Below are 17323 nucleotides of genomic sequence, written 5' to 3' on the forward strand. Positions count from 1 at the left end.
GCAGGAAGGTCTGTCAATGATGACAAGACGCACCAAACCGCCGGTGGTCGCCTCGGTGATTGCCGCCGTCGTGGTTTCACTGTCCCTCGCGGCGACAACAGCTCCGGCGCATGCCACCGATCCTGACCCCGCAACCCAGCAGTACCGTCCTTCTGTGCACTACACCCCGTTGAAGAACTGGATGAACGATCCCAACGGGCTCGTCTACAACAACGGGACGTACCACATGTACTACCAGTACAACCCTTACGGGACGACCTGGGGCAACATGAGCTGGGGCCACGCGACCTCCACGGATCTGCTGCATTGGTCCGAACAGCCGTTGGCCATCGCACAGACCGTCAACGGCAGCGGACAGGCCACGGAGGATATCTTCTCCGGTTCCATCGTGGTGGACTCGCAGAATACCAGTGGCTTTGGAACACTTCAAAACCCTCCGATGGTGGCCGTTTACACCAGCAATTTCACCGGCAACCACCCCTTGTACCCAGGAAAGCAGGCCCAATCCCTGGCGTACAGCACGGACAGCGGCCAGACATGGACCAAGTACTCCGGAAATCCCGTGCTCTCCAGGAACACTACGGACTTCCGCGACCCGAAAGTGTTCTGGTACCAAGGCCCCGCCGGTTCCTACTGGGTCATGTCGGCCGTGGAAGCCAACGAGCACAGGGTGCTGTTTTACAAGAGCAGCGACTTGAAGAGCTGGACTTACCTGGACGACTTCAAGCCGGCCAATGCCACCGGCGGGCAGTGGGAATGCCCGGATCTTTTCCCCTTGGCAGTGGATGGCAACGCGAACAACACAAAATGGGTGCTGGTGGTGAACATCAACCCGGGATCAGTGGCCGGCGGTAGTGGAGGCCAATACTTCGTCGGAAGTTTTAACGGCACTACCTTCACCTCCGAAACCACCGATCCGGTAGACGTTGCTCCGCCGGGCAACCTGCTCGCTGGCTTCAACGGCGGGAGCTACAGCGGCTGGAACGTTGGCAATGATCCGGCCAACCCTGCAGGCCCTTGGGGAAGTGCGCCGGCCAGTGGAACGCTGACGGGCCAGCAAGCAGTGACAGGTTCCATTGGTTCCGGGTTGGTGAACGGGTTCAACGGCGGAGACGTCCCCACAGGCACCTTGGAGTCGGCGCCCTTCACCGTCACCAAGGACTACATCAACTTCCTGGCCGGCGGCGGAAACCACCCGCGGCAACCGGGGGAGCAGATGGGCAACACCCCGCCGCCGGGCTACCTGCTGTTCGACGGCTTCGATTATCCGGGAACGCTCAGCGCTGCCGGCTGGCAGCTGAGCGGAGACTTCGAGGCAGCCAGGAACCCGTCAACAGTGGGCGGCGAATACGCCTTAGGAAAGCGCATCAACACCTTCGAAGGCGGACCCAACGCCGACAACAACACTGGAACCATCACCTCACCGGAGTTCTATCTGACCAACACCAATATCGGGTTCCTCCTGGGTGGTGGCAACCGGACGGACGGCTCACTCCAAGTGGAACTGTTGGTAGGCGGCGTTCCCGTCCGGAGCACCACAGGCAGCAACTCGGGTGATCTGAACTGGAAGAACTGGGATGTCTCCCAGTATTACGGCCAGATCGCACGGATCCGGATCGTGGACAACGCCACCGGACCGTGGGGCCACTTGACCCTGGACAACATGGTCCTGGGCTCACAACCGGCGCAGCCGCGAAGCAGCGAGACCACGGTGAACCTGGTGGTCAACGGGCAAGCCGTCCGCACCACTACGGGCTCCGACTCCGAGCATCTGGACTGGAAGGCCTGGGATGTCAGCGCCTACAAGGGGAGCCAAGCGACCATCCGGATCGTGGACAACAACCGTGGCGGGTGGGGACACATCCTGGCGGACGAGTTCGTGGCTTCCGATATCACCCGCTTGGAACAGCACGACTGGCTGGACTGGGGAAGGGACTACTACGCGGCGGTCTCGTTCAACAACGTCCCGAACGGCAAGCGGATCATGCTCGGCTGGATGAACAACTGGGATTACGGGCAGTCCACGCCCACCAGCACCTGGCGGGGTTCCATGGCCTTGCCCCGCGAAGTCCAGCTCACGCAGACCGGCCAGGGTCCCCGGCTCACCCAGAAAGCCGTCCAACAGGTGGATAGCCTGAAGAACACAGGGGCTACCTACACGGCTCCCGCCCAGGACATCGCTTCGGGAACCAGCAGTCTTCCCATTTCCGGTGACGTGCTGCAGATCGATGCTCAGTTCTCTCCGGGAACGGCGTCGGCGTTCGGGCTGAAGGTTCTGGGTGACGGCACGGAGGCCACCAGGATTGGCTACACAACGGCCTCAGGGCGGGCATTCATTGACAGGACCGCCTCCGGAAACGAAGGCTTTCACCCTGCGTTCGCGTCTCTGGATGATGCCCCGGTCCAGCTCATCAACGGCAAGCTCACCTTGCGGATCTATGTGGACAAGGCCTCCGTGGAGGTGTTTGCCCAGGATGGCCTGACGACGCTCACGGACCAGGTCTTCCCTTCGGCAGGCGCCAACTCCCTGTCCCTCTTCTCGGAAGGAGGGACCGCCCGGCTCGAAAGCCTCACCGTCACGCCGCTCAACAAGGCGATGTGGTAGCCGGTGATTAAACACGACGGCGGCTGGTCACCTAAGTGACCAGCCGCCGTCGTGAGTTTTTGTACAGCTAATGCCCCTAAGAACGCGTCTTAAGGGCATTAGCTGTACAAAAACTCCTAGTCCGCTTTGACCGCAAGGACCGGGCAGTCCGCCTCCAGCAGAATCCGCTGGGACACGCTGCCCATGATGAGCTTGCCCACCGGGCTGCGGCGCCGGAGGCCGATGACGATCAGGCCGGCGTCGTGCTCTTCGGCAGCGTCAAGCACCTCTGCCGCTGCGTCATGGCCGCGAATGGGCTGCTTGATGATGTGCTGGATGCCGTGTCCGGCCAGCCTGTCCTCGATGCTCTGGATCTCCGGCTCCTGGGCGAAACGGTTATCCACCAGGGCATCGCCCTTGGACGAGTTGATGACCAGCAGTGTCTCTTTGCTCTTCTTGGCCTCGGCGATCGCCTGCGTCAGTGCTGCTTCGCCCTCCGGCGTGGGGACGTATCCCACCACGATGGTCATGGTTTCTCCTGTTTGTGCTGGACCGGGGTGGTCTCGTGGTGGATTGATTCGGGCTCAGCATGGCTGTCCGGACCTGACGGCGCAGTAAGCACTGCCGACGGACGGTTCCGCCGGATGAGCTTGAACACCAGCGGCCAGGCCAGGATGATGCCGATGATGACGTAAATCCCGACGGCGATCGGCTCGCTGAAGAGCCCTGCCGGGTCGCCGGCGCTGAGCTGGAGGGTCTTGCGGAGCTGGCCTTCCAGCCGCGGACCCAGGATGACGCCGAGGATGAGCGGCAGGACCGGGAGCCCGAACCGGCGCATCATGAAGCCCAACGCGCCCAGGACCAGCAGGATCACCAGGTCGAATGCCTGGAGGTTCACGGAGTAGGCACCCAACGTGGCGAAGAACAGGATGCCTGCGTACAGGTACGGGCGGGGCAGTTGCAGCAACTTGGCCCACATCGGCGCCAGGGGCAGGTTGATCAGCAGGAGCAACAGGTTGCCGATGAAGAGGCTTGCGATCAGTGCCCACACCAGCGGTCCCTGGCTCGAAAAGAGCTGGGGGCCGGGCTGGATGCCGTAGGACGTGAACGCTGCGAGCATTACCGCGGCCGTGGCGTTGGTCGGAAGGCCGAGCGCCAGCATGGGGGTGAGGGTGCCGGCAGCAGCAGCGTTGTTCGCCGCTTCCGGACCTGCCACGCCTTCGATGGCACCGTGACCGAACTCTTCAGGGTGCTTGCTGAGGCGCTTCTCGGTGACGTAGGAGAGGAAGGTGGGGATTTCGGCACCGCCGGCGGGCAAGGCCCCGAAGGGGAAACCGAAGACGGTACCGCGAAGCCACGGCTTCCACGAACGCTGCCAGTCCTTCTTGCCCATCCACGGGCGGCCGACGGGAATGATGTGCAGCGGGTTGCGGCGCAGGTGGGCAGCTACCCAGAGTGCCTCGCCCACGGCGAAGATGGCCACGGCCACCACCACGATGTCCAGTCCGTCGGACAACAGCGGAATGCCGAACGTGAGGCGGCTCTGACCGGTTACGGAATCCAGGCCCACCAAGCCGATGGCCAAACCAAGGCCCAAGGAGGCGAAGCCACGCAGGCGTGACTTGCCCAGGACCGCGGTGACGGCCAGGAGCGCCAGCATCATGATGGCGAAGTAGCTGGGGGAGCCGAGGCTGACGGCGAACTTCACAACGATCGGCGCGCAGACGGCAAGGAGGGTAGTGCCGATGGTGCCCGCCACGAACGAGCCGATGGCCGCCGTCGCGAGTGCTTGGGCGGCGCGTCCCGCCTTGGCCATCTTGTTGCCTTCGATGGCCGTCACCACCGACGACGATTCACCGGGGGTGTTCAACAGGATGGACGTGGTGGAGCCGCCGTACATGCCGCCGTAGTAGATACCGGCGAACATGATGAACGCGCTGGTGGGTTCAAGGGCATAGGTGACGGGGAGGAGCAGTGCCACGGTCATGGCCGGACCCAGTCCGGGGAGGACGCCGACGGCGGTGCCCAGGATGACGCCGATCATGGCGTACATCAGGTTCATGGGAGTCAGGGCGGTGGAGAAGCCGTCCATCAAGGAGGACCAGACGTCCATCAGAGGATTCCTTCCAGGAGCCCGGCCGGCAAAGCAATGCCCAGGCCGAGGTAGAAGCCGTAGAAGGTGAGCAGGGAAAGTGCCACGGAGATGATGCCGTCGCGGATGTACCGGCGGCTGCCCAGGGCAAGGACGCTGCCCCAGAACAGGATGGTGCCGGAGATAACCCAGCCGGCCCAGTCGATAAGCAGGATGTTCAGCAGAAATGCGCCGGCAAGCGGAAGGATGGTCTTCCAGTCCGCGGGGTGGGTCAGATCCACATCTTCGCCTTCTTCGGCTTCGCCCTTGCCGCCGCGGAGAACGTTGATGGCGAGCATCACGGCGCAGACCAGGAGGATGCCGGCAACAATGAAGGGGACCGTCTTGGGGCCTACGGGGTCTGACTTGGAGTACGGGGTCACCAGGCCGTTGGCGTCGAGGAAAACCAGGACGCCAACCACGCCGAGCAGGAGGGCTACCCCCAGCTCGGCGCGGCCTTTCAAGCCTGTTACTGCAGAGCTCACGCCAGACCAAGCTTGGTGAGGACGTCCGCCACCCGCTTGTCCTGGTCGGTCAGGAACGACTTGAACTCATCACCGGTGACAAATGCGTCAGTCCAGCTGTGGGTCTTGAGCGCTTGCTTCCAGCCCTCAGAAGCGTGCATCTTCTCGAGTGCGGCGATCAGCGACTTCTTGTCGGCGTCGCTGATGCCCGGAGGGGCCACGATGCCGCGCCAGTTGCTGAACACGAGGTCGATGTTGGATTCCTTGAGTGTCGGGGCATCCACGCCGTCAAGCCGCTTCTCGCCACTGGTGGCCAGGACGCGGACTTCACCGGACTTGATCTGCTCCAGGTACTCACCGGCACCGGATGCGGCAAAGCCCAGCTTGTTGCCGAGGATGGCGGGGAGGAGATCGCCGCCGCCGTCGTAGGAGACAAAGTTGACCTTGGTGGCGTCAATGCCGACAGCGCCGGCAAGCTGCATTGGCAGGAGGTGGTCAGGTCCGCCGGGGGAGGAACCGCCACCAACGGAGATGGATGCCGGGTTGGCCTTCCAGGCTTTCACGAGGTCGTCGATGGTCTTGTAGGGGGAGTCCTTGCTGACCATGATGGCGCCCGGCTCTTCAATCAGCTTGGCCAGGGGGGTGGTGTCAGTCAGCTTCGACTGGGATTTGTTGGTGTAGCTGGCGCCGACGACGCCCAGACCCATCAGCATGGTGAGGTCGCCGTTGCCCTTTTCGTTCACCACACGCGCCAGGCCAACGGTTCCGCCTGCGCCCGCGAGGTTGAAGACCTCGGTGTTGTTGGCGATCTTCTCGTCGTCCAGGACCTTCGCCGCTGCCCGGGCGGTGGTGTCGTAGCCGCCACCGGGGGTGTTCGGAACCATGATCTGGAGGCCGGTGACGGGTCCGGCGGCAGCGCCGGAGCTTTCAGAACTTGTGGAGCTCTTGCCCGTGGCACCGCAACCGGTGGCCATAAGGGCGAGGCCGGCGGCGACGGCGGCGACTCGCAATGCGCGGATCTGGCGCATGGTGTTCCTCTTCTCAGTGTTGAATTCTGTGCAGGGCGATCAACGTTGTGCCCCGTGCATTGATGCTAGGGGCGGCCGTGACGGCGATCACTCTTGTGTTCGCAGTGATCTTTAAGTTCATTGCGTTCACGGTGGTGGAAGGTCCCCTGCGGCTCTGGGGTATAGTTCCGGTACGCCACGCGGAGCGCCCCTAACATGCTCCACTCTCTGGCACCACCAAAGGAATTTTCAGTGACTCGACTGGCTCGAAGAAGAGGCATGTCCCTTGCCGGGCAGTACCTTGTGCTGCAGTTGCTGATTGTCCTGGCCGTTCTGGTGGCGGTGGTGGCCATCTCCCTGGCGCAGTCTGCCGCAGCTTTTGAACGCACCGAGGGCCGCAGGGCACTGTCCGCTGCCGAAGCCCTGGGCAACAACCCCGCCGTGAGGGCTTTGCTCCCCACCGCCGAACCACGCGGAGGTTCGGCGCTCCCGGCCGTCGCTGAATCCGTCAGGACGGTCTCTGGTTCAGCCCACGTGGCCCTCGCCAAACTGGACGGCACCGTCATCACGGCCTCGGACCCTGGGTTGATTGGCCGGCCCTTGCCGCTGGGTGAGAGCAGGGTAATGGAAGGGCGGGCCTGGACCGGGGTCCTGCACGGCAACACCGGGGAAGTCCTCTCTGCCCACGTGCCGGTGATCGACGATTCCGGAGAAATGATCGGGATTGCCTCCATCAGCCGCAACTACCCCTCCACCCTGGAAAGGCTCGGCGACGCTGTCCCCAACCTTCTTACCTACCTTGGCGTGGCCAGTGTCCTCGGTGTGGCCGGCTCTCTTCTGCTGTCCCGGCGCGTCAAACGGCAGACCCTCGGCATGGAGCCACGGGAAATCACCGGGCTGGTTGAGAACCGGGAAGCCATGCTGCAAGGCCTCAAGGAAGGCGTGGTGGCGTTGGACCCGCACGAACGGATCACCGTGGCGAACCAGAGCGCCCGCCAACTGCTTGGATTACCCGACGATTGCGTGGGCAAGAAGCTCCGTTCCCTTCCTGTGGATCCGGCGTTGAAAGTGGTGCTGACCCGTGAACAGTCGGACCCTGACCAACTGGTACTGGTGGGGGAGCGGCTGGTGGTGATGAACCGCGTGGCCCTCCGTTCCCACGGGCGCGACATCGGATCCGTGACTACCCTGAGGGACCGCACCGAGTTGTCGTCCCTCGAGAGTGAACTCGGCGCCACCCGCACAGTCACGGACACCTTGCGGGCGCAGGCCCACGAGTTCGCCAACCAGCTCCACGTCATCTCCGGCCTGATCCAGATCGGCGAGTACGATTCCGTGGTGCAGTTCGTCAACGGCGCCACCGTGGAACGAACCCGCCTCAACGACGATGTGACCCGCCGGATCGAGGACCCGGCGCTCGCAGCCCTGCTGATCGCGAAGGCCAGCCTGGCTACCGAACGCGGCGTCGAGCTGAAGCTGGACCCGCGGTCCGCGCTTCCTCGCGTCAAGGATGAACTTTCGCGGGACATTACCACTGTGGTGGGCAACCTGGTGGATAACGCGTTCGACGCCGTCACTGGCCTTCCCGGGGCATCGGTCAGTGTGCTGGTGGTGGACTCGCCCGACGACGTGGTGGTGACTGTCCAGGACAATGGACCCGGTGTGCCTTCCGGTTCTGCCGAGAACATCTTCCAGCAGGGCTACTCCACCAAGGAGCGGGGGCCCGGTGACGCGAGGGGTTTCGGCCTGGCGCTGTCCAGGGTTATCTGCCGGCGCAGCGGCGGCGACCTGACCGTGGCAAACGACGATGGTGCAGTGTTCACCGCACGATTCAGCAAAGGGGCATCGCAACCGTGATAAAGGTATTGATCGTTGACGACGACTTCATGGTGGCCAAGGTCCATGCCGGGTTTATCCAGCGAAGCCCCGGCTTTGGGGTGGTGGGAGTTGCCCACACGGGAGCGCAAGCAGTCCTCGAAACACGACGGTTGCAGCCGGACCTGGTGCTCCTGGACATCCATTTGCCCGACATCAATGGGCTGGACCTCATGCACCAGCTGCGGGATGTTGCCCCGGACCTGGACGTGCTGGTGATCAGTGCCGCCCGCGAGGTGGAGACGGTGCGCAAAGCCCTTCGCGGCGGGATTGTCCATTATCTGATCAAGCCGTTCTCCCAATCCGATCTCCAGGAACGGTTGGAGCACTACCTCAGTGCCTACCAAGGGCTGGATGCTTCCAAGCACGAGGCCGAACAGTCCGACGTCAACAGGGTTTTCGGCTTGAGTGTCTCCGAGCGTTCGCTGCCGAAGGGTTGCAGCGTGGAGACGCTGGAACTGGTCGAGTCCGCTTTGAAATCAGCCCCGGGCGATCTTTCCGCGGCCGAGCTCGCCGGACAGCTCGGAACCTCCAGGGTCAGCGCCCGTCGCTACCTTGAATACCTCCACGACGAAGGCGCGCTGGACGTGAGACTCAAGTACGGCGTCGGGCGTCCTGAAAGGCGCTATGTGCTGAAGGGGCGGTGACCCGCTCAGATCAGACCCAGCTCGGCTTCGAGGTACCGAATTGGTACCATAATCCCATGGCTATGAATCTGCGTGTCCCCGAAGACCTGGATCGCCGGCTGGAAAAGTTGGCCGCTGAGGAACACACGTCCAAGTCCGCGCTCCTGTTGCAGGGCGCAGAGTTGGTGCTGCAGCGACATGCGCGTCGACGCGAAATCAGTGAAGGTCTCGATTTCGTGATGAGCCACGATGCTGAGCTGCTGACTCGGCTCGAGGACGCGTGACAGCGTACCTCGACATCGAAGACGCTCTTCAGGTGGTTGATCGCTACGGCTTCCATGTCCGCGACGTTGGTCTGCTGGCCTCCGCGCTGGCCAGACCGGCGACAACCGTCATGGGAGCGGAGGCCTACCCTGATCTTGCAATGAAGGCAGCTGCCCTATTGGAGTCCGTCGCCCGGTTCCACCCACTTATCGACGGCAACAAGCGGACTGCGTGGACGCTCATGGTGCTATTGCTTTGGATCAACGGATACAGGCATGACTTCCCCACAGATAAGGGCTTTGACCTAGTGGTTGGAGTCGCCGCGGGCACCATTGAACTGCAGGATTCAGCGGCCGAGATCACTCGGTACTTGGCGCCGCGCCCTTAAACCCCCACCGTCTTCAGGTAGCTCCGGATCCCGTCCACCACGAGCTGATGATCCTCGTCGGAGCTCAGACCGGACACCGTCACAGCCCCGATCACCCCTGCACCACGCACGCGGAGAGGGAAGGATCCACCCGCCAACGTGTAGTCCTCGTGGGCCAGCCAACCTCCACCCACCGGGCTGTGGCCCCGGGTCGCGAATTCCTCTGAAAGCAAGGCAGTACTGTGTTCAAAGCGCAGCACGGAGGCGGATTTTCGGCGGATCCATTCTTCCTGGTCGGACGTAGCGCCGGGCAGGACGCAGCGGAAGAGCACGATGTTGTGGCGGCGGATGTCGATGGCAACCCCGAACCCGGAAGCGATGGCGTGGTTGGCGATCAGGGAACCGAGCCGCCAGGCGTCATGGTGATCGAATGAAGCGAAGACCAGCTCTTCTTCCTGCTGCCGGAGTTCAGTGAGGCGCGGGGAATCAGTCATTGTCGTCTCCCTCCCCGACAGCGTCCGCCTCGTAGCGGAGCCCGATCTGCCGCCGTATCCCATCCATGGCAGCCATGATGGCAACGCTCTCGCCCGGGGGCAAGATAGTTCCGGCGGTGGAACCTTCCCGGACCAGTCGTTCCAATTCCGCGGCTTGGTACTGCATTCCCCGGCTGTTCACTGGCTGGTCGTACCGCTCAACGACGCTGCCATCCACCGCGTGGACCGTGAACGGAACGGGGTTGTACCAAGTGTGCTCGACGTCGATCCAGCCTTCGGTGCCGATCACCATGGCCCGGTTGGCGCTTGCTGCGTCAAGTTCGCAGTCGACGATTGCCTGCGCGCCGCCGTCGTAATCGAAAATCGCCGCTGTTTGGCGGTCCACCCCGGTGGCCGTCATTGACGCGCTGGCGTGGATGGCGGACGGTGCGCCGAGGATGTCGAACGCGAAGGAGATGGGATAGATGCCAAGGTCCAGCAGCGCGCCGCCGCCTAGGGCGGGATCGTTGAGGCGGTGTGCAGGGTCCTTGGGCAGGCTCTGGTTGTGGCTGGCCACCACCTTGCGGACTTCGCCGATGGTGCCTGCGGCGATGATTTCCCGGAGACGGATCATGTGCGGCAGGAAACGCGTCCACATGGCTTCCAGTGCGACGAGCCCTTTGGAGGCAGCGAGCTCAACGATTTCCTGTGCTTCGCGGGCGTTCATCGTAAACGACTTCTCCACCAGCACGTGCTTGCCCGCGTTGAGCGCCAGGAGCGCGTTGGCGTGGTGCATGGGGTGTGGCGTGGCGATGTAGACCACGTCCACCAAGGGATCCGCCACCAGCTCTTGATAGCTGCCGTGCGCCGTTGCCACGCCGTACTGCTCCGCGAAGGCCCGGCTGGTATCCAACGACCGCGAACCGACAGCCTGCACTGTGAAGCCGTTGTCCTTCAAGTCCTGCGTTTGAAGTCCAGCGATGAATCCGGTGCCGAGGATTCCCCAGCGGATGGTGCCGTCGGAAGTGCCATTGCTAAGCGTCACGTGGTTGGTCCTTTGCTGGGTCAGTAAGCGGGTACGCCACAATCGCAAAGCACGCGGAATCCGGCGACCAGCTGTTGACGTTGAGGGTACCTTGACCGCCGGAAAGTGGCCACGTCCTCAGCGGGGCAGCCCAGTTTTCGGTCGAAACAAGCACGACGTCGACAGGCAAGTCAGCGGGGTGGCCTACGGTTCCGGCGGGGAACCGGATGTAGCTGGCATGACGGCCATCGGGGGAGAGGTGCGGGAACCAGTCGACTGATCCAGACTGCAGCAGCTGCTCGAAATCGCTGCCATCCGTGCGGACGCGGGCAAGTTGGGCGTGGCCTTTGGTCGAGCCGAAGGATTCAGTGTTCAGGTACAGCCATGCACCGTCAGGCGAGTACTCCGGCCCGTCGCAGTGGCCCGGACCGACGTCGATGGGGGCGCCAGCACCGCCGTCGGACGCCATGACCATGAGGCGACCGGGCCGCGTAAAGTCACCACCCTCGATACCGACGTAGGCGAGTTCTTTGCCGTCCGGGCTTACTCCGTGGAGGAAGTGGAAGTAGCCGTCGTCCTTGGTGATGCGCGTGGCGGCGCCGCCCTCCAACGGGGCGTGGTAGATGTGGCCGTCGTTGGCCGAGAGGAAGATGCCTTCGCCCTCGGGATCCAGGACGTGGTCGTTGTTGAGGTCCGGGATGCCAGTGAGCGGGATTTCCGTCAGCTGCGCGGAGTCAACGTCCAGCTTCCAGAGCTTCCCGTCCCCGTTCAGGATCAGGGACTGCCCGTCAAGGGTCCAATTGGGGGCTTCAAGGAGGATGTCCCCGGTGCTGTAAAGGAGTTCGCTGCGGCTGGAGACCGACGCGATCCGCACCTCGCAGCGTTGTCCTGTTTGCAAGGTGCGGATCACGGTGGGCTCCTTTGCCACTTGTGATGGGAGTTTTTGTACAGATAACGCCCTAAAGAAGGCTTCTAAAGGGCGTTATCTGTACAAAAACTCCGGAGGGGGAGGGGTTAGTCCTGGCTGAAGGCGGCGTCGAAGCTGGTCTGCGACGCCGGGAAGTCGAACTTCTTCAGCGCGGCGAGGGCTTCGGGGGCGCCGTGGAGGCGGTCCATGCCGGCGTCTTCCCATTCGATGCTGATGGGTCCGTCGTAGCCAATGGCGGTGAGTGCACGGAAGGAGGCTTCCCAGGGCACGTCGCCGCGTCCGGCGGAGACGAAGTCCCAGCCGCGGCGGGGATCGCCCCAGGCCAGGTGCGAGCCGAGAACCGTGTTGCGACCGGTCTGGCGGACCTTGGTGTCCTTGCAGTCCACGTGGTAAATCCGGTCCTTGAAGTCCCAGATGAAGGAGACGGGATCGATGCCCTGCCACATCATGTGGGAGGGGTCCCAGTTGAGGCCGAAGGCTTCGCGGTGGCCGATCGCCTCAAGGGTGCGGACCGTGGTCCAGTAGTCGTAGGCGATCTCGGAAGGGTGTACTTCGTGGGCAAACTTCACACCGCATTCGTCGAAGACGTCCAGGATGGGGTTCCAGCGGTCGGCGAAGTCCTGGTAGCCGGCTTCGATGACCTTCTCGGGGACGGGCGGGAACATGGCCACGTACTGCCAGATCGAGGAGCCGGTGAACCCGACAACGGTGTCCACGCCGAGCGCCTTGGCAAGGCGGGCAGTGTGCTTCATTTCCTCGGCGGCGCGCTGGCGGACGCCTTCGGGGTCGCCGTCGCCCCACACTTTGGAACCGACGATTGCTTCATGGCGGAAGTCGATCGGGTCATCGCAGACGGCCTGGCCCTTGAGGTGGTTGGAGATCGCCCAGACCTTGAGGTTGTACTTCTCCAACACGGCAAGCTTGGACTCGACATAGCCAGGCTCATCCCAGCGCCAGGCGTCGAGGTGGTCTCCGGAGACGGCGATTTCCAGGCCGTCGTAGCCCCAGCCCGAGGCGAGTTTGGCGACTTCCTCGAACGGGAGGTCGGCCCACTGGCCGGTGAACAGGGTGTACGGGCGTGGCATGGTCAGGCTCCTTCGATAGGGGTGTTGATTGGTTTGGGGGACAGTTGGATCAGTGAGCTTTTAGCGGCCGCAGACTCTTCGACGGCGGCCAGGATGTGCTGGACGTTCAGGCCCTCCTCGAACGACGGCGACGGCTGGCTTCCGTCGTGGATGGCGGTCAGGAAGTCGCGGATCTGGTGCGTGAAGGTGTGTTCCCAGCCGATGATGTGCCCTTGCGGCCACCATGCTTCAAGGTACGGGTGCCCGGGCTCGTTGACCAGGATCCGGCGGAAGCCCTGCTCCCGCACCGGAACTGTCGAGTCCAGGAAGCCGAGCTCGTTCAATGCCTCGAGGTCGAAGAGGATGGTGCCCTTGTCGCCGTAGATCTCGAGGGTGAGGGAGTTCTTCCGGCCGGTGGCCACGCGGCTGACTTCCACTGAGGCGATTGCTCCGGAGGCGAGGGTCAGCGTGGCCCAAGCGGCGTCGTCGACCGTTACTTCTTCCAGCCCCGCGTCGCCGGGGCGGCGGTCTACGAAGGTCTGCAGGCGGCCGGAGACCTCGGTGACGGCATCGCCGAGGAGGTAGAGGACCTGGTCGATGGCGTGCGAGGCGATGTCGCCGAGCGCGCCGGAGCCCGCGGTTTCCTTACGGAGCCGCCAGGTCATGGGGGATTCTGCGTCGGAGAGCCAGTCCTGCAGGTAGGCGGCGCGGATATGGCGGACGGTGCCGAGGCGACCCTCGGCAATCAACTCGCGGGCGAGGGCGAGCGCGGGGACCCGGCGGTAGTTGAAGCCGATCATGGACTGGACGCCACGTTTGCGGGCTTTGGCAGCGGCGGCGGTCATGAGCTCGGCTTCACCCAGTGTGTTGGCCAGCGGCTTCTCCACCAGGACATGTTTGCCGGCTTCCAGGGCGGCGATGGCGATCTCGGCGTGCATCCAACCGGGTGCGCAGATATCGATGATGTCGATGTCCTCGCGCTCGATGACTTCACGCCAGTCTGTGGCCGATTCGGCCCATCCGTACTTGGCGGCGGCTTCGGCCACCTGGGTGGCGTCCCGGCCCACCAGCACTTTCTGCTCGAAGGCCGGGACGTCGAAGAAACTGGCCACGTTCCGCCACGCATTCGAGTGGGCCTTCCCCATGAAGGCGTAACCGATGGCGGCCACGCCGAGGGGGCGGTCGGTGTTGTCCTTCGACAGTGCGGGCGTCTGCGCCGTGTTCATTGTGATGCTCCTAGATAAGGGTCCGGTGGACAGTGCCCGGAGGCGTGATGTGCTCGGCAGTTACTTGACTGCGCCCGCTGAAAGGCCTGCGACAAGGTGCCTCTGGACCAGGATGAATCCGATGAGGACCGGCAGGCTGACCACCACGGAGGCGGCCATGAGCTGGTTCCAGAACACATCGGACTCGCTGGCATAGGCCTTCAAACCAAGGGACAGAGTCTTGGTGGACTCATTGGTAAGGACCGAGGCAAACAGCACTTCACCCCACGCCGAGATGAATGAGTAGACGGCCACCGCGATGATGCCCGGCTTGGCGACCGGGAGGATGACGCGGAAGAGTGCGCCCATGCGGCCCGTGCCGTCAATCATGGAGGCTTCCTCCAACTCCTTGGGGATGGAAGCGAAGTACCCGCTCAGCATCCAGATGGCGAACGGCAAGGTGAACGTCATGTACGTGATGATCAAGCCGAGGTAGGAGCCCTGGAGCTGAAGGCCGGTGATGTTCCGGATCTGGGTGAAGATCAGGTAGAGCGGCAACAGGAACAGGATGCCGGGGAACATCTGGGTGGACAGGACCGTGAGGCTGAAGGCGCGCTTGCCCTTGAACGGCAACCTCGCGATCGCGTACGCGGCCAGCACCGCGACGGTGACGGAGCACGCCGTGGCAGCAATGGTGATGATGAGGCTGTTCTGGAAGTACTTCGCAAGCGGCACTGTGGTCCAGATATCAAAGTACGGAGCAAGGGTGATCTCGCGCGGAATCCACTGGAACAGCCCGGCGACGTCCTTCAAGGGTTTGATGGACGTTGAAACCACCACGAAGAGTGGTATTGCGACCCAGAGGGAGAGGACGGTCAGGACCACGTTCCTCAGGATCCGGAACTTACGGGTCTCAATCATTGTCGGCTCCCTTTGGCAGCACCATGCGGATGTAGAAGACAGAAGCGATGAAGAGGGCGATCAGAAGGAGAACACTCATTGCTCCGCCGAGGCCGAAGTTCCAACTGCCAAACGAGTTCTGGTAGATCAAGGGGGATATGAGGGTGGCTTCCTTGGGGGAAGTGGCACCGAACAGGACGAAAGGAATGTTGAACTGGTTGAACGTCCACAGGGACATCACCATCAGCAGCACCCCGTTGGCGGGGCGGACCATGGGCAGGGTAATGGTCCGGAACTGCTGCCAGAGGGTGGCGCCGTCAATGGCTGCTGCCTCGTAGACATCGTTCGGAACGTTCTGCAGTGCCGCCATCAGCATGAGGAAGGCGAAGGGCCACAGCTGCCAGACATTGACTACCACCATGGCTCCGAACGAGTTCTCGCCAAGGAGCCAGAAGGGGCGGTGGTCACCGAAGAGATGGAGGGTGTCCACCAGGATCTGGTTCACCGCGCCGTCGCGCTGGTTGAACATGAAGGCCCACGCAATGGTTCCGACGTAAGCAGGAAGCGCGTACGGAACCAGGAAGAAGGTCCGCAGAAGAGCGCGGCCCTTGAAGTTCGAGGAAAGGAAGACGGCACCGGCCATACCGAGTACCCATGAGAAGCCCACTACGAGAATGGTGTAAAGGAGGGTACGGCCAACTGTGCTGAAGAAGGCCTGCCCGATGGTGCTCTCCGGGTTGAGGCCGTTGATGAAGTTCTGCAGGCCCACGAACGGCGCATTGAGCCAGTTGGTGAGGTTGAGCTGGGTCAGGGAAATGAACGCGATCCAAACACCCAGAAGCATGGGTCCGATGTGGATGAGGAGTTCAAGGATGGCGGCCGGTGCAATGAGGCCGTAGGGAAGGAAAGACCGGCGCCGTTTGCGGATCGGCGGCGCTTGAGTGGGCCCATCGGGCTCAGGATTGGCGGGCGGTTTGCTGCCCTCAGCGGCTTTTCCGCTGTCCAGTGCTGAATGTGACATGGAAGCTCCTTTGCCGGGGTGGGGGCGCCACCGTCAGTGGCGCCCCCACCCGCAGGGCATGGTTACTGGGCCGCGGCCATCTGGTTGTTGGCGTCCTTGAGGGCCGCCTTGATGTCGTCTTCGGAAACAGTTCCGGTTGCTGCCTTGGCAAAGAGGTTCTTGATGGCGGTACCCGTCAGGGTCTCCATCTGTCCTTCTTTTGCGATCAGCGGCATCGGCTTGGAGTGGTTGGACAAGGCTTCGTTCTTGGCCTTGACCTCCTCGGTCTGGAATGCAGCGTCCTTGGATGCGGCGCTGACAACAGGCAGGGAGGAGTAAGCCTTGTTCAGGGCGACCTGCTCCTCGTCACTTGTCAGGAAGGCAGCGAGCTTGATGGCATTTGCCTTGTTCTTGCTGTTCTTGAACACGCTCAGGTTGATGCCGGCCACGTGGCTCTGTGTGGCGCGGTCGCCCGTTGCGTCAGCGGTCATCATCGGGATGGCGGCAACGCCCCAGTCTTTGAAGTCACGTGCTGCGAAGTTCTTCAGCGGGCTCTGGTCAAACATCATGGCTGCCTTGCCGTTGATGAGGTTGTCCACCTTCTGGCTACCCTGGCTCAGTTCGGCGTCAGAGGGCGACATCACCTTGTCGACAGCCATCAGGTCAACGAACTGCTTGACGCCCTGGACCTGGGGGTCGCTGTCGAACGTCGGCTTGCCATCCTTATCAAAAAGCGTTCCCCCGTTCTGCAGGCCACGGACAAACGCCTGGTGCGAGTTGGCGGATACCGAGGCTCCAGCAGCCGTGAAGCCCCACTGGTCCGGCTTGCCGTCGCCGTCGGTATCCTTGGTCAGCTTCTTGGCGTCGGCCACGAACTCTTCCCAGGTGACCGGCGCCTTTTCGATGCCGGCTTCCTTGAACATTTTGGTGTTGTAGTACAGGTTGTAGGCCAAGCCATACAGCGGGATCGACGTCGGCGTCTTGCCTTCGGCGCCGCCGGTTGACCAGCTGGTCTGCAGGAAGCGGTCCTTGCCGCCGACGGCGTTGAGGAGCTCGCCTTCAACAGGCTCGAAGGCGCCCGTTTCCTGCAACGTCACGGCCCAGGTGTTGCCGATGTTCAAAACATCGGGACCGTCGCCACTGGTTACTGCCGTAAGGATGCGGTTGTAGAGGTCGGTCCAGCCGATAACTTCCAGCTTGACCTTGACGCCCGTCTTCTCTGTGAACCGGTCAAGGCTGGGCTTCAACTTGGCTGCGGTGTCGTCAAGGCTGTTGCCCTGGTCGGAGGCCCAGTAGGTGATGGTGTCGCTGGAGGCCTGTGGAGTGTCGCCTCCACCGCAGCCGCTCATGCTCAGGGCCAGGGCGGCCGTGGCGGCGAATGCCGAAAGGACTTTCAAGGGGTTCTTCATTA

Annotated in this window: 17 protein-coding genes; 5 read left to right on the plus strand and 12 right to left on the minus strand. The window is 62.9% G+C overall.

Going from position 1 to position 17323, the window contains the following annotated elements; genetic code table 11:
• The first annotated feature begins 19 nt into the window (after positions 1 to 19).
• Positions 20 to 2605 carry a GH32 C-terminal domain-containing protein gene (locus N5P29_RS03130; protein ID WP_262278499.1) on the plus strand — a complete coding sequence of 862 codons (2586 nt, stop codon included), beginning with the start codon at positions 20 to 22 and terminating at the stop codon, positions 2603 to 2605.
• Positions 2606 to 2721: 116 nt separating this feature from the next.
• Here N5P29_RS03130 and N5P29_RS03135 read toward each other — a convergent pair whose 3' ends face one another.
• From N5P29_RS03135 to N5P29_RS03150, 4 genes are read right to left on the minus strand one after another with little or no spacing between them, the layout of a single operon-like run.
• Complete coding sequence (locus N5P29_RS03135; protein WP_262277217.1) at positions 2722 to 3114, minus strand: universal stress protein; 393 nt, start codon at positions 3112 to 3114, stop codon at positions 2722 to 2724.
• Positions 3111 to 4697 carry a tripartite tricarboxylate transporter permease gene (locus tag N5P29_RS03140; protein WP_262277218.1) on the minus strand — a complete coding sequence of 529 codons (1587 nt, stop codon included), beginning with the start codon at positions 4695 to 4697 and terminating at the stop codon, positions 3111 to 3113. The genes N5P29_RS03135 and N5P29_RS03140 overlap by 4 nt, the downstream gene beginning before the upstream one ends.
• A complete protein-coding gene (locus N5P29_RS03145) occupies positions 4697 to 5200 on the minus strand; it encodes a tripartite tricarboxylate transporter TctB family protein (protein WP_262277219.1) in 504 nt (167 codons plus the stop codon). Before N5P29_RS03145 ends, N5P29_RS03140 begins: the two co-directional genes overlap by 1 nt.
• Complete coding sequence (locus N5P29_RS03150) at positions 5197 to 6207, minus strand: Bug family tripartite tricarboxylate transporter substrate binding protein (protein WP_262277220.1); 1011 nt, start codon at positions 6205 to 6207, stop codon at positions 5197 to 5199. The genes N5P29_RS03145 and N5P29_RS03150 overlap by 4 nt, the downstream gene beginning before the upstream one ends.
• A gap of 258 nt (positions 6208 to 6465) precedes the next feature.
• Between N5P29_RS03150 and N5P29_RS03155 the strand changes: the two genes are divergently transcribed.
• From N5P29_RS03155 to N5P29_RS03170, 4 genes are read left to right on the plus strand one after another with little or no spacing between them, the layout of a single operon-like run.
• A complete protein-coding gene (locus N5P29_RS03155; RefSeq protein ID WP_262277221.1) occupies positions 6466 to 8043 on the plus strand; it encodes a sensor histidine kinase in 1578 nt (525 codons plus the stop codon).
• Positions 8040 to 8708 carry a response regulator gene (locus N5P29_RS03160; protein ID WP_262277222.1) on the plus strand — a complete coding sequence of 223 codons (669 nt, stop codon included), beginning with the start codon at positions 8040 to 8042 and terminating at the stop codon, positions 8706 to 8708. The genes N5P29_RS03155 and N5P29_RS03160 overlap by 4 nt, the downstream gene beginning before the upstream one ends.
• A gap of 56 nt (positions 8709 to 8764) precedes the next feature.
• The gene (locus N5P29_RS03165; RefSeq protein WP_223941739.1) at positions 8765 to 8971 is read left to right on the plus strand and encodes a ribbon-helix-helix protein, CopG family; all 207 of its coding nucleotides are present in this window, start codon (positions 8765 to 8767) and stop codon (positions 8969 to 8971) included.
• Positions 8968 to 9339 (plus strand): type II toxin-antitoxin system death-on-curing family toxin, encoded by a 372-nt coding sequence (locus N5P29_RS03170; RefSeq protein ID WP_262277223.1) that lies wholly within the window; start codon positions 8968 to 8970, stop codon positions 9337 to 9339. Before N5P29_RS03165 ends, N5P29_RS03170 begins: the two co-directional genes overlap by 4 nt.
• Here the strand turns inward: N5P29_RS03170 and N5P29_RS03175 are convergent.
• From N5P29_RS03175 to N5P29_RS03210, 8 genes are all read right to left on the minus strand, one after another.
• Positions 9336 to 9812: a heme-degrading domain-containing protein gene (locus N5P29_RS03175; protein ID WP_262277224.1), complete on the minus strand. Its 477-nt coding sequence runs from the start codon at positions 9810 to 9812 to the stop codon at positions 9336 to 9338. The genes N5P29_RS03170 and N5P29_RS03175 overlap by 4 nt on opposite strands.
• On the minus strand, positions 9805 to 10836 hold the full coding sequence (locus N5P29_RS03180) for a Gfo/Idh/MocA family protein (protein ID WP_262277225.1): 1032 nt from the start codon (positions 10834 to 10836) through the stop codon (positions 9805 to 9807). Before N5P29_RS03180 ends, N5P29_RS03175 begins: the two co-directional genes overlap by 8 nt.
• Positions 10826 to 11725: a TolB family protein gene (locus N5P29_RS03185; protein ID WP_262277226.1), complete on the minus strand. Its 900-nt coding sequence runs from the start codon at positions 11723 to 11725 to the stop codon at positions 10826 to 10828. The genes N5P29_RS03180 and N5P29_RS03185 overlap by 11 nt, the downstream gene beginning before the upstream one ends.
• Before the next feature lie 104 nt (positions 11726 to 11829).
• Positions 11830 to 12828, minus strand: coding sequence for a sugar phosphate isomerase/epimerase family protein (locus N5P29_RS03190; protein WP_262277227.1), 999 nt, complete (start codon positions 12826 to 12828; stop codon positions 11830 to 11832).
• A gap of 2 nt (positions 12829 to 12830) precedes the next feature.
• Positions 12831 to 14033, minus strand: a complete 1203-nt coding sequence (locus N5P29_RS03195) for a Gfo/Idh/MocA family protein (protein WP_262277228.1) — start codon at positions 14031 to 14033, stop codon at positions 12831 to 12833.
• Between the two features lie 60 nt (positions 14034 to 14093).
• Positions 14094 to 14933 (minus strand): carbohydrate ABC transporter permease, encoded by an 840-nt coding sequence (locus tag N5P29_RS03200; protein WP_262277229.1) that lies wholly within the window; start codon positions 14931 to 14933, stop codon positions 14094 to 14096.
• On the minus strand, positions 14926 to 15933 hold the full coding sequence (locus N5P29_RS03205) for a carbohydrate ABC transporter permease (protein ID WP_262277230.1): 1008 nt from the start codon (positions 15931 to 15933) through the stop codon (positions 14926 to 14928). Before N5P29_RS03205 ends, N5P29_RS03200 begins: the two co-directional genes overlap by 8 nt.
• A 62-nt stretch (positions 15934 to 15995) precedes the next feature.
• The gene (locus N5P29_RS03210; RefSeq protein WP_262277231.1) at positions 15996 to 17321 is read right to left on the minus strand and encodes an ABC transporter substrate-binding protein; all 1326 of its coding nucleotides are present in this window, start codon (positions 17319 to 17321) and stop codon (positions 15996 to 15998) included.
• Between the last annotated feature and the right edge of the window lie 2 nt (positions 17322 to 17323).

This window comes from Paenarthrobacter sp. JL.01a (assembly GCF_025452095.1).
In the GTDB taxonomy this organism is placed as follows: Bacteria; Actinomycetota; Actinomycetes; order Actinomycetales; family Micrococcaceae; genus Arthrobacter.